The organism is Enterobacter sp. K510, from assembly GCF_055804875.1.
Genome location: NZ_JBNRLQ010000005.1, coordinates 292432 through 305407 on the forward strand (window position 1 = coordinate 292432; position 12976 = coordinate 305407).

Consider the following 12976-nt stretch of genomic DNA (forward strand, 5'->3'; position numbering starts at 1 on the left):
CTTGTCATTTTGCTCCCGGGAAGTGCTCGGGTTCCTCACGTACACAGAGTACGCTCCGGACCCTGCGCGCTTGCCGTAAGCAAACTGACTGCGACGCCGACGGCTAAGTCCGTGAGCCACGCCGTTTAAAATCTTTATCGGTATGCGCTATGGTTATGAAAGTAACCTTAAAAAGGACGATACCATGACCCTGCATTGCGCATTTATTGGATTTGGCAAAAGCACCACGCGTTATCACCTTCCGTATGTTCTCAACCGCAAAGATACCTGGCATGTGGCGCATATTTTCCGCCGCCATGCGAAACCGGAAGAGCAGCAGCCGCAGTATCAGCATATCCATTTCACCAGCGATCTGGACGAGGTATTAGGGGATCCGCAGGTAAAACTGGTGGTGGTCTGTACCCATGCCGACAGCCATTTTGAGTACGCGAAACGCGCGCTGGAAGCCGGTAAAAACGTACTGGTAGAGAAGCCATTCACGCCGACGCTGGCTGAAGCAAAAACCTTATTTGAACTGGCGAGAAGCAAAGGGCTGACCGTTACGCCGTACCAGAACCGTCGCTTTGACTCCTGCTTCCTGACGGCGAAAAAAGCCATCGAGAGCGGCAAACTGGGGGATATTGTCGAAATCGAAAGCCATTTCGATTACTTCCGCCCGGTGGCGGAAACCAAACCCGGCCTGCCGCAGGATGGCATGTTTTACGGGCTTGGCGTGCACACCATGGATCAGATTATCTCGCTGTTTGGCCGCCCGGATCACGTCTCCTATGACATCCGTAGCCTGCGGAACAAAGCCAACCCGGATGATACCTACGAAGCGCAGCTGTTTTACGGCGACCTGAAAGCCATCGTCAAAACCAGCCACTATGTGAAAATCGACTACCCGAAATTTATCGTCCACGGCACCAAAGGCTCGTTTGTTAAATACGGTATCGATCAGCAGGAAACCAGTCTGAAGGCCAATATCATGCCGGGCGAGGCGGGCTTTGCCGCCGACGACAGCATCGCCACGCTGGAGTACGTTAATGACGCTGGTGAAACCGTGCGTGAAGAGTGGCCTGCGGAAACCGGCGACTATGGCCGGGTCTATGATGCGCTCTACGCCACTATCACAGAGGGGCAGCCGAATTACGTCAAGGAATCTGAAGTAATGACCAATCTTGAGATCCTGGAACGCGGCTTTGAACAGGCGTCGCCCTCTACCGTAACCCTCGCTAAATAAACTTAAAAGGCTCCTCTGAACTTGTTCATTTTTTTTGAACAGAGGAGTCAATTTTCACCCACTATCATCCCGAATCGATTACGTCCACACTTACTCCATCGAAAACAGACGGGGTGAAAAAAATGATTTTCTTACGCAAAGCAAACGAACGTGGTCATGCAAATCATGGCTGGCTGGACTCCTGGCACACTTTCTCTTTCGCCGATTATTACGATCCGAACTTTATGGGATTCTCTGCGCTGCGCGTCATTAACGATGACGTGATCGACGCAGGCCAGGGCTTCGGAACGCACCCGCACAAAGACATGGAAATTTTGACCTACGTGCTGGAAGGGGCGGTTGAGCACCAGGACAGCATGGGGAATAAAGAGCAGGTTCCGGCTGGTGAATTCCAGATCATGAGCGCCGGTACCGGCGTGCGTCACTCGGAATACAACCCGAGCGCCACCGACAAGCTGCACCTGTATCAAATCTGGATCATTCCGGAAAAAACCGGCATCACGCCGCGCTACGAACAGCGCCGCTTTGACGCCGCCCAGGGCCGCCAGCTGGTGCTGTCGCCGGATGCCCGTGACGGTTCCCTGAAGGTGAATCAGGATATGGAACTGTCCCGCTGGGCGCTGCTGAAAGATGAGCAGTCGGTTTACCAGGTGGCTGCAGAACGGCGCATCTGGATCCAGGTGGTGAAAGGTGAAGTGTCCATCAACGGCACCAAAGCCACCACGGCGGATGGTCTGGCAATCTGGGATGAGCAGGCGCTCTCCATCCATGCCGACAGCGACAGCGAAATTCTGCTGTTTGACCTGCCGCCTGTTTGATCCCGCTTAAATAAATAACACAACCTCCCCGTATCTGCGGGGAGGTTGTCTGCTGTCCGTGATAAACTGGAGCAATGTTTTCCCGTTTATCACACAGGCACGATGAAAAAGAAAAGACCCGTACTTCAGGACGTTGCAGATCGCGTTGGCGTGACCAAAATGACCGTCAGCCGGTTCCTGCGTAACCCGGAGCAAGTCTCCGTCGCGTTACGCGGCAAAATCGCTGCTGCGCTTGATGAACTGGGTTACATTCCCAATCGCGCCCCTGATATTCTCTCCAATGCCACCAGCCGCGCCATTGGCGTGCTGCTGCCTTCTTTGACCAACCAGGTTTTTGCCGAAGTGCTGCGCGGTATCGAAAGCGTCACCGATGCGAACGGCTATCAGACCATGCTGGCGCACTACGGCTATAAACCGGAGCTGGAAGAAGAGCGGCTGGAATCGATGTTTTCCTGGAATATCGACGGGCTGATCCTCACCGAGCGCAGCCACACGCCGCGTACGCTGAAAATGATCGAAGTGGCGGGCATCCCGGTGGTGGAGCTGATGGACAGCAAATCTCCGTGCCTGGATATTGCCGTCGGTTTTGATAACCTGGAAGCGGCGCGCCAGATGACGGCGGAAATCATCAGCCGCGGGCATCGCCACGTCGCCTATCTGGGTGCACGTCTGGATGAACGTACTATCATCAAACAGCGGGGGTATGAACAGGCCATGCGTGAAGCCGGTCTGACGCCTTACAGCGTGATGGTGGAGCAATCCTCATCTTACACCGCCGGGATTGAACTGATGCGCCAGGCGCGTCGTGAATATCCGCAGCTCGACGGCATTTTTTGTACCAATGACGATCTGGCCGTCGGCGCCGCCTTTGAATGTCAGCGTCTGGGGTTAACCATTCCCGGCGACATGGCGATTGCGGGTTTTCACGGCCACGACATCGGGCAGGTAATGGAGCCGCGTCTGGCCAGCGTCCTGACGCCGCGCGAACGTATGGGCCGCATCGGGGCTGAGCGCCTGCTGGCGCGTATTCGTGGCGAAACCGTGACGCCGAAAATGTTAGATTTGGGTTTTACCCTGTCGCCGGGCGGTTCCATTTAGTCTGACAAATTTGAAGTGGCTCACATTTATTCACTTCTGGCGCGAATGGATATTGCTTCTCCGCATCCCCGGCATGAAAATGTTACCGATAACTGTTACCCGTAACAATTGACCTCAGCACGAGTGGGAGCAACGCCTTGAGTACGACAAATCTTGATCACCATGTCTATGTCCTGATGGGCGTATCGGGCAGCGGTAAATCCGCCGTCGCCAGCGAAGTGGCGCACCAGATCCAGGCCGCCTTCCTCGATGGCGATTTCCTGCATCCGCGCAGCAACATCATGAAAATGGCTGCCGGCGATCCGCTGAATGACGACGACCGCAAGCCGTGGCTACAGGCGCTTAACGACGCCGCTTTTGCCATGCAGCGCACTAATAAAGTGTCGCTGATCGTCTGCTCGGCGCTGAAAAAGCGCTATCGCGATCTGCTGCGTGACGGTAACCCGAATCTTTCTTTTATTTACCTGAAGGGCGAATTTGACGTGATCGAAACCCGCCTGAAGGCGCGTAAAGGCCACTTCTTTAAAACCCAGATGCTGGTGACGCAGTTTGATGCCCTTGAAGAGCCGGGCAGCGACGAGCAGGACGTGCTGGTGGTGGATATCGATCAGCCGCTGGACGGCGTGGTCGCCAGCACCATTGCGGTGATTAAGCAGTAACGCCGGGAAGTGAAACAGGTAACATCGTAAGACGCCGGGAAGGGCACAAGCCTGCCCGGCTTTTTTATTAGCTTTTCATCCACGCGCGGATGCCGTCCAGGAACATCTGGGTGGCGAGCATCACCAGGACGAGCCCCATCAGGCGCTCCAGCGCGTTCACGCCTTTATCCCCCAGCAGACGCAGGAATAATGACGACTGCAACAGAATCGCCACGGTGCCGCCCCAGGCCAGCAGCAGGGCGATGACCAGATGCCCCATCTGATTCGGATACTGATGCGATAACAGCATCAGCGTGGCGAGCAGCGTCGGGCCTGCCACCAGCGGGATGGCGAGCGGCACGATAAACGGCTCTTCGCCCGCAGGCAGCCCGTGGCTGCCGCCGGTCGGGCTGGGAAAAATCATCTTAATGGCGATTAAAAACAGAATGATGCCGCCCGACATCGACACGGTTTCAGCACGCAGATTCAGGAATGACAGGATCTTCTCGCCGGCAAACAGAAAAATCAGCATCAAAAGCAGGGCGATCAGCAGCTCGCGGATCATAATGGCCCGGCGGCGCTTCGGCTCCGTGTGCTTGAGCACCGACATAAAAATAGGCAGGTTGCCGAGTGGATCCATAATCAGGATCAACAGCACCGCGGCGGAGATGATTTCGTTCATTTAATACTTTCCCTAATACTCGCCCCAGATTTTTTGCCTATAAGCTCTATTTCTGACGACGTCGCTATCATTGATTAATTTCACTTGCGACTTTAGCTGCATTTTGTAAGGTGAAGGGACGCCAGTCGGAAACTGGTTCGCACACACAGCACACACCTTCGCAGGAAAAATACGCTATGAAAAATGTTGGTTTTATCGGCTGGCGCGGAATGGTCGGCTCCGTACTCATGCAACGCATGGTAGAAGAGCGCGATTTCGACGCCATTCGCCCGGTTTTCTTTTCAACGTCCCAGCTGGGTCAGGCCGCGCCGACATTCGGTAGCACACCGGCCGGCACACTCCAGGATGCGTATGATCTGGAGGCGTTGAAGGCACTCGACATCATTGTCACCTGCCAGGGCGGCGATTATACCAACGAAATCTATCCAAAGCTTCGTGAAAGCGGCTGGCAGGGTTACTGGATCGATGCCGCCTCGTCGCTGCGTATGAAAGACGATGCCATCATCATTCTGGATCCGGTCAACCAGGACGTGATCACCCGCGGCCTGAACGAGGGCGTAAAAACCTTCGTCGGCGGCAACTGCACCGTCAGCCTGATGCTGATGTCCCTGGGCGGCCTGTTCGCCCAGGATCTGGTGGAGTGGGTTTCGGTGGCAACTTACCAGGCGGCTTCCGGCGGCGGCGCGCGCCATATGCGTGAACTGTTAACGCAAATGGGCCAGCTGCATCACCACGTCTCTGACGAGCTGGCTAACCCGGCGTCGGCCATTCTCGATATCGAACGCAAAGTGACGGCGCTCAGCCGCAGCGGCGAGCTGGCGGTGGACAACTTCGGCGTGCCGCTGGCGGGCAGTCTGATCCCGTGGATCGACAAACAGCTCGATAACGGCCAGAGCCGCGAAGAGTGGAAAGGCCAGGCGGAGACCAACAAAATTCTGCGTACCTCGTCCGTGATTCCGGTCGACGGTCTGTGCGTGCGCGTCGGCGCGCTGCGCTGCCACAGCCAGGCTTTCACCATTAAACTGAAGAAAGATGTGTCCATTCCCACAGTTGAAGAGATGCTGGCGGCGCATAATGAGTGGGCGAAAGTGGTGCCTAACGACCGCGACATCACTATGCGTGAACTGACCCCGGCGGCGGTTACCGGTACGCTGACCACGCCAGTTGGTCGTCTGCGTAAGCTCAACATGGGGCCGGAATATCTCTCTGCCTTTACCGTCGGCGATCAGCTGTTGTGGGGCGCCGCAGAGCCGTTACGGCGCATGCTGCGCCAGCTGGCGTAAGACTTATATTCAGAGCGGAGGTGCGGTGTCACCTCCTTTTTTTTGCGTACAACATGGAGGAAACGCGAATGTTTCAAATAAGTCGGGAGATAAACGTAGTGTTGGCTATGCTTTAAGTTGGGCGTAGTCCCGGCGGAAGTGAAAGCTGCCGGTACGCCATTCAGGCCAAAAAAGTGCCGCCATCCGTGGTCAGTTCACGGCTGAACGCTATGGCACACATATAAAAGGATGAAGAAACCATGTCCAGTCTTGTCGATAGAGACGTGATTAACGCGCTAATTGCAGGCCACTTTGCGGATCCCTTTTCCGTACTCGGCATGCATTACACCGATGCCGGGCTGGAAGTCCGCGCATTGCTCCCTGACGCCACCGAAGTGTGGGTAATAGAAACCAAGACCGGGCGCAAGCTCGCCAGGCTTGAATGCCTCGATTCACGCGGCTTTTTCGCCGGCGTTATTCAGCGTCGCAAAAATCCTTTCCGCTATCAGCTTGCCGTCGTCTGGCACGGTCAGGAAAACCTGATTGATGACCCGTACCGCTTCGGCCCGCTGATCCAGGATCTGGATGTCTGGCTGCTGTCGGAAGGCACCCACCTGCGTCCGTACGAAACCCTCGGCGCGCACGCCGATACCATGGATGGCGTGACCGGGACGAAATTCTCCGTCTGGGCGCCGAATGCCCGCCGCGTCTCGGTTGTCGGCCAGTTTAACTACTGGGACGGCCGCCGCCACCCGATGCGTCTGCGTAAAGAATCCGGCATCTGGGAGCTGTTTATCCCCGGCGCGCACAACGGTCAGCTGTATAAATACGAACTGATCGACGCCAACGGCAATCTGCGCATCAAAGCCGACCCTTATGCCTTCGAAGCGCAAATGCGCCCGGAAACCGCCTCGGTGATTTGCGGCCTGCCGGAAAAAGTGGAGCAGAGCGAAGAGCGTAAACGCGCTAATGACTTCGATGCGCCTATCTCCATTTATGAAGTGCATCTGGGTTCCTGGCGTCGCCACACGGACAACAATTTCTGGCTCAGCTACCGCGATCTGGCGGATCAGCTGGTGCCGTACGCCAAATGGATGGGCTTCACCCATCTGGAACTGCTGCCGATTAACGAGCATCCTTTCGACGGCAGCTGGGGCTACCAGCCGACTGGCTTGTACGCGCCGACCCGCCGTTTCGGTACCCGCGATGACTTCCGCTATTTTATCAATGCCGCGCACGCCGCAGGCTTAAGCGTGATCCTCGACTGGGTGCCGGGCCATTTCCCGGAAGATGATTTTGGACTGGCCGAATTTGACGGTACCGACCTGTATGAGCACAGCGATCCGCGCGAAGGCTATCATCAGGACTGGAACACGCTGATTTATAACTATGGTCGCCGCGAAGTCAGCAACTACCTGATCGGCAACGCCCTGTACTGGGTTGAGCGCTTCGGCATTGACGCCCTGCGCGTGGATGCCGTGGCATCAATGATTTATCGTGACTACAGCCGTAAAGAGGGCGAGTGGATCCCTAACGAATACGGCGGCCGCGAAAATCTCGAAGCTATCGAATTCCTGCGTAAAACCAACCGCGTACTGGGCGAACTGGTGCCTGGCGCGGTCAGCATGGCGGAAGAGTCCACCGACTTCCCTGGCGTCTCACGACCGTCGGATAACGGCGGGCTGGGGTTCTGGTACAAGTGGAATCTGGGCTGGATGCACGACACGCTGGATTACTTCAAGCTGGATCCCATCTACCGTCAGCATCATCACCATAATCTCACCTTCGGCATGCTGTACAACTACACCGAAAACTTCGTGCTGCCGCTGTCGCACGATGAAGTGGTGCACGGTAAAAAATCCATTCTGGATCGTATGCCGGGAGATGCGTGGCAGAAGTTCGCCAACCTGCGTGCCTACTATGGCTGGATGTGGGCTTTCCCCGGCAAAAAGCTGCTGTTTATGGGCAATGAATTTGCGCAGGGGCGCGAGTGGAATCACGACAGCAGCCTCGACTGGCATCTGCTGGAAGGCGGCGACAACTGGCACCACGGCGTGCAGCGTCTGGTTCGCGATCTCAACCACACCTATCGTCATCATAAAGCGCTGCATGAGCTGGATTTTGATGGCTACGGCTTCGAATGGCTGGTGGTGGATGACAGAGAGCGCTCGGTATTTGTTTTTGTACGCCGCGATAAAGCGGGCAACGAAATTATCGTCGCCAGCAACTTCACGCCGGTGCCGCGTCCGGGTTACCGTTTCGGCATCAATCAGCCCGGCAAATGGCGCGAAATCCTCAATACTGACTCGATGCACTACCACGGCAGCAATGCCGGGAACGGCGGCGCGGTACAGAGCGAGCAGATTGGCAGCCATGGCCGTGAGCATTCACTGTGCCTGACCTTACCTCCACTCTCCACTATCTGGCTGGTGCGGGAGGGAGAATGACCATACTCACGGCAGGGAAGCCTGAGCCGCTCGGCGCGCATGTCGTCGACGGCGGCGTCAACTTCACGCTGTTTTCCGCCCATGCGGAGCGCGTGGAGCTGTGCGTGTTTGATCAGGAAGGTAATGAGCAACGTTATGACCTGCCCGCCCGCAGCGGCGATGTCTGGCACGGTTTTCTGGCTGGCGCGCGCGCCGGCCTGCGCTACGGCTACCGTGTTCACGGCCCCTGGGCGCCAGAGCACGGACATCGCTTTAATCCGGCAAAAGTGCTTATCGACCCCTGCGCCCGTCGCGTTGACGGCACGCTGGTGGACGACGCGCTGTTCCACGGCGGTTACGAGCACCCCGATCCCCATGACAACGCCGCCATCGCGCTGAAAAGCGTGGTGGTGAAAGACGTTTTTGACTGGGAAGACGACGCGCCGCCGCGCACGACCTGGGGCAACAGCGTGATTTACGAAGCGCATGTAAAAGGGCTGACGTATCTGCATCCGGATATTCCGGAAGCCGAGCGCGGTACCTACAAAGCGCTGCGCCATCCGGCCATGATCGCTTACTTCAAACGCCTCGGCATTACGGCGCTCGAACTGTTACCCATCGCGCAGTTTGCCAGCGAGCCGCGCCTGCAACAGCTCGGCCTGAGCAATTACTGGGGCTACAACCCGCTGGCGATGTTTGCGCTCGATCCGCGCTATGCCGTTGATCCGGAACGTGCGCGGCAGGAGTTTTGCGAGACGGTAAAAGCGCTGCATCAGGCTGGCATTGAAGTCATCCTTGACGTGGTGCTTAACCACAGCGCTGAAATTGATCTTGATGGTCCGACCTTCTCCCTGCGCGGAATCGATAACCGTAGCTATTATTGGGTAAGGGGAGATGGTGATTACGAAAACTGGACGGGTTGCGGCAACACGCTAAATTTAAACTTGCCAGCCACCGTGGAGTACGCCGTTCAGTGTCTGCGCTACTGGGTGGAAACCTTCCATATTGACGGTTTTCGCTTTGATCTGGCCCCGGTCATGGGGCGCACGCCGGGCTATACGCCCCATGCGCCGCTGTTCGAGGCCATTGCAGCCGATCCGCTGCTCAGCGCGGTGAAGCTGATTGCAGAGCCCTGGGACGTAGGGGCGGGGGGGTATCAGGTGGGGAATTTTCCGCCGTTGTTTGCGGAGTGGAACGATCATTTCCGCGATGCCGCGCGCCGTTTCTGGCTGGCAAAAGATCTCTCCCTCGGAGAGTTTGCCCGCCGGTTTGCCGGATCCAGCGATGTGTTTAAACAACGGGGTCGCGCGCCTGGCGCGTCGGTCAACCTGATCACCGCGCATGACGGTTTTACCCTGCATGACTGCGTTTGTTTCAATCAGAAACACAACGAGGCGAACGGCGAGGAAAACCGCGACGGGACTAACAATAACCATAGTAATAACCATGGTATAGAAGGATTAGGCGGCTCTCTACATGTGACTGAACGGCGTCGGGATAGTGTCCATGCCCTGCTGACCACGCTGCTCCTGTCTCAGGGAACGCCTATGCTGCTGGCCGGTGATGAACAGGGGCACAGCCAGCATGGCAATAACAATGCGTATTGCCAGGATAACGCGCTGACGTGGCTGGACTGGCGTCAGGCAAATGACGGGCTGATCACTTTCACTGCGGCGCTTATTGCCTTGCGTCAGCAGATCCCGGCGTTAACCCTGAACGCCTGGTGGGAAGAGGGTGACGGCAACGTGCAATGGCTGAACAAAGACGCTCAGCCATTACGTCCTGAGGAGTGGGCGCAAGGCACGGGTCGAATGCAGATCCTGCTGTCGGAGCGTTATTTAATCACGCTCAACAACACGGACGACGTAGCGCAAATCGTTTTACCCGATGGGGAATGGCGTGCTGTTCCCCCATTTGCCGGTGAGGATAATCCGGTTGTAATGGCTGTCTGGCATGGGCCCGCGCACGGAATTTGCGTTTTCAAACGGTCTTAAAAAAGGAGTTCATCATGGTTAGATTAGATAAAAACGATCCGCTAATGTTAGCGCGCCAGCTCCCATTAAAATCGGTTGCCCTGATTCTTGCAGGGGGGCGTGGTACGCGTCTGAAGGACTTAACCACTACCCGGGCGAAGCCTGCGGTGCACTTTGGTGGCAAGTTCCGCATTATCGACTTCGCGTTGTCCAACTGCATTAACTCCGGCATCCGCCGGATTGGCGTTATCACTCAGTATCAGTCGCATACGCTGGTGCAGCACATCCAGCGCGGCTGGTCGTTCTTTAGCGAAGAGATGAACGAGTTCGTCGATCTCCTGCCTGCCCAGCAGCGCGTACACGGTGAAAACTGGTATCGCGGCACGGCGGACGCGGTGACGCAGAACCTCGACATCATTCGTCGCTATAACGCGGAATACATCGTGATCCTCGCGGGCGACCACATCTACAAGCAGGACTACTCGCGCATGCTCATTGATCATGTGGAGAAAGGTGCACGTTGCACCGTGGCCTGTCTGCCGGTGCCGATTGCCGAAGCCACCGCCTTTGGGGTGATGGCGGTCGATGAAAATGAAAAAGTGGTCGCTTTCGTCGAGAAGCCGGAAAACCCGCCCGCGATGCCAAACGATCCGACACGGGCGCTCGCCAGTATGGGCATCTATATTTTTGATGCTGACTATCTGTTTGAGCTGCTGGAAGAAGATGATGCGGACGACACCTCCAGTCACGACTTTGGTAAAGACATCATTCCGAAGCTGACGAAAGCGGGCATGGCGTACGCGCACCCGTTCCCGTTATCCAGCGTGCAGTCCGATCCGAATGCCGAGCCGTACTGGCGCGATGTCGGGACGCTGGAAGCCTACTGGAAAGCGAACCTGGATCTGGCCTCGGTTACGCCAGAACTGGATATGTACGATCAGAACTGGCCAATCCGTACCCATATGGAGCCGCTGCCGCCAGCGAAATTTGTGCAGGACCGTTCCGGCAGCCACGGTATGACGCTGAACTCCCTGGTATCGGGCGGCTGCATCATCTCTGGCTCCGTTGTGGTGCAATCGGTTCTTTTCCCCCGCGTGCGGGTGAACTCATTTTGTAATATCGACTCATCCGTTCTGTTACCAGACGTATGGGTAGGGCGTTCCTGTCGCCTGCGCCGGTGCATCATCGATCGCGCCTGTCAGATACCGGAAGGCATGGTAATCGGCGAAAACGCGGAAGAAGACGCGCGCCGGTTTTACCGTTCAGAAGAAGGCATTGTGTTAGTCACGCGGGAAATGTTGAATAAACTCAAAGGCTAACAGCATCAAGAATAACCTTGCGCGGAAGGGGTCCGCGCGCTGTTTTACCGAACCCGCAAACAGGCGGCGGTAATTAACAGGAGCGAGAATGCAGGTTTTACATGTATGTTCTGAAATGTTCCCGCTGCTTAAGACGGGCGGTCTGGCAGATGTCCTTGGCGCGTTACCCGCGGCGCAAATCGCCGGTGGAGTAGATACACGCGTCCTTTTGCCTGCTTTTCCAGATATTCGACGGGGCATTACCGATGCACGAGTGGTGAGTCGACGCGACACTTTTGCCGGTCCATTCACTTTACTTTTTGGTCATTATAACGGCGTGGGGATTTACCTGATTGATGCGCCGCACCTTTATGACCGCCCAGGGAGCCCGTATCACGATACCAATCTTTTTGCTTACACCGACAACGTGTTGCGCTTTGCGCTGCTGGGTTGGGTAGGCAGTGAAATGGCCTGTGGTCTCGATCCGTTCTGGCATCCTGACATCGTGCATGCCCATGACTGGCATGCAGGTCTGGCACCGGCGTACCTCGCGGCGCGCGGCCGTCCGGCGAAATCGGTGTTTACTGTGCACAACCTGGCCTATCAGGGCATGTTTTATGCACATCATATGGATGAGATCGAATTACCATCATCATTCTTTAATGTTCATGGTGTCGAATTCAACGGTCAAATCTCGTTCCTGAAGGCTGGTCTGTACTACGCCGATCATATTACGGCGGTCAGCCCGACCTACGCGCGCGAGATCACCGAGCCGCAGTTTGGCTGCGGTATGGAAGGCCTGCTGCGTCAGCGGCATCTGGAAGGGCGTCTTTCCGGCATTCTGAACGGGGTAGATGAGAAAATCTGGAGCCCGGATAACGATCTGCTTCTCGCGGCGCGATATGATCGCGATTCGCTGGAGGAGAAAGCCGAAAACAAACGTCAGCTGCAGGTGGCGATGGGTCTGAAGGTGAATGACAAAGTGCCGCTGTTTGCGGTGGTCAGTCGCCTCACCAGCCAGAAAGGGCTGGATCTGGTGCTGGAAGCGTTGCCGGGCCTGCTGGAGCAGGGCGGGCAACTTGCATTACTGGGGGCAGGCGATCCAGTATTGCAGGAAGGCTTCCTTGCGGCGGCGGCGGAACATCCGGGCCAGGTTGGGGTGCAGATCGGCTATCACGAAGCCTTCTCGCATCGCATCATGGGGGGAGCCGATGTGATTCTGGTGCCAAGCCGATTTGAGCCGTGCGGGCTGACTCAGCTCTACGGCCTGAAATACGGCACCCTGCCACTGGTACGTCGTACCGGCGGTCTGGCGGATACCGTTTCAGACAGCTCACTGGAAAACCTGGCGGACGGCATCGCCAGCGGATTTGTCTTTGAAGACAGTAATGCCTGGTCGCTGTTACGTGCGATAAGGCGTGCTTTCGTGTTGTGGTCTCGTCCGTCGCTGTGGCGCTTCGTGCAGCGTCAGGCGATGGGTATGGATTTCAGCTGGCAGGTAGCGGCGCAGTCCTACCGGGATCTGTACAACCGGGTGAAATAATTTCCAGGAATCGCTC

10 protein-coding genes are annotated in these 12976 nt (G+C 56.6%); 9 read left to right on the forward strand and 1 reads right to left on the reverse strand.

Going from position 1 to position 12976, the window contains the following annotated elements; translation table 11 throughout:
- Nucleotides 1-184 precede the first annotated feature (184 nt).
- The 4 genes from ACQUTD_RS11120 (at nucleotide 185) to gntK (ending at nucleotide 3797) form a co-directional block, all read left to right on the forward strand.
- Nucleotides 185-1222, forward strand: coding sequence for an oxidoreductase (locus ACQUTD_RS11120; RefSeq protein ID WP_072571206.1), 1038 nt, complete (start codon nucleotides 185-187; stop codon nucleotides 1220-1222).
- Nucleotides 1223-1344: 122 nt separating this feature from the next.
- A complete protein-coding gene (locus ACQUTD_RS11125; RefSeq protein WP_072571207.1) occupies nucleotides 1345-2040 on the forward strand; it encodes a pirin family protein in 696 nt (231 codons plus the stop codon).
- Nucleotides 2041-2142: 102 nt separating this feature from the next.
- A complete protein-coding gene (gene gntR / locus ACQUTD_RS11130) occupies nucleotides 2143-3138 on the forward strand; it encodes a gluconate operon transcriptional repressor GntR (protein WP_072571208.1) in 996 nt (331 codons plus the stop codon).
- A gap of 137 nt (nucleotides 3139-3275) precedes the next feature.
- Complete coding sequence (gene gntK / locus ACQUTD_RS11135; RefSeq protein ID WP_072571209.1) at nucleotides 3276-3797, forward strand: gluconokinase; 522 nt, start codon at nucleotides 3276-3278, stop codon at nucleotides 3795-3797.
- Nucleotides 3798-3864: 67 nt separating this feature from the next.
- On the opposite strand, the gene ACQUTD_RS11140 is transcribed toward gntK, so the two are convergent.
- Nucleotides 3865-4458, reverse strand: a complete 594-nt coding sequence (locus ACQUTD_RS11140) for a YhgN family NAAT transporter (RefSeq protein WP_473275106.1) — start codon at nucleotides 4456-4458, stop codon at nucleotides 3865-3867.
- A gap of 176 nt (nucleotides 4459-4634) precedes the next feature.
- Here ACQUTD_RS11140 and asd point away from each other — a divergent pair, with 176 nt between their 5' ends.
- The 5 genes from asd to glgA all read left to right on the forward strand — a co-directional run bounded on the left by asd (nucleotide 4635) and on the right by glgA (nucleotide 12960).
- A complete protein-coding gene (asd, locus tag ACQUTD_RS11145; RefSeq protein ID WP_072571211.1) occupies nucleotides 4635-5741 on the forward strand; it encodes an aspartate-semialdehyde dehydrogenase in 1107 nt (368 codons plus the stop codon).
- 239 nt (nucleotides 5742-5980) lie between these two features.
- Nucleotides 5981-8167 carry a 1,4-alpha-glucan branching enzyme gene (glgB, locus tag ACQUTD_RS11150; RefSeq protein WP_318375997.1) on the forward strand — a complete coding sequence of 729 codons (2187 nt, stop codon included), beginning with the start codon at nucleotides 5981-5983 and terminating at the stop codon, nucleotides 8165-8167.
- Nucleotides 8164-10140 (forward strand): glycogen debranching protein GlgX, encoded by a 1977-nt coding sequence (gene glgX, locus ACQUTD_RS11155; protein ID WP_473275104.1) that lies wholly within the window; start codon nucleotides 8164-8166, stop codon nucleotides 10138-10140. Before glgB ends, glgX begins: the two co-directional genes overlap by 4 nt.
- A 14-nt stretch (nucleotides 10141-10154) precedes the next feature.
- Complete coding sequence (gene glgC, locus ACQUTD_RS11160; RefSeq protein ID WP_072571214.1) at nucleotides 10155-11438, forward strand: glucose-1-phosphate adenylyltransferase; 1284 nt, start codon at nucleotides 10155-10157, stop codon at nucleotides 11436-11438.
- 88 nt (nucleotides 11439-11526) lie between these two features.
- Nucleotides 11527-12960 carry a glycogen synthase GlgA gene (glgA, locus tag ACQUTD_RS11165; RefSeq protein WP_072571215.1) on the forward strand — a complete coding sequence of 478 codons (1434 nt, stop codon included), beginning with the start codon at nucleotides 11527-11529 and terminating at the stop codon, nucleotides 12958-12960.
- The last annotated feature ends 16 nt before the right edge of the window (nucleotides 12961-12976 follow it).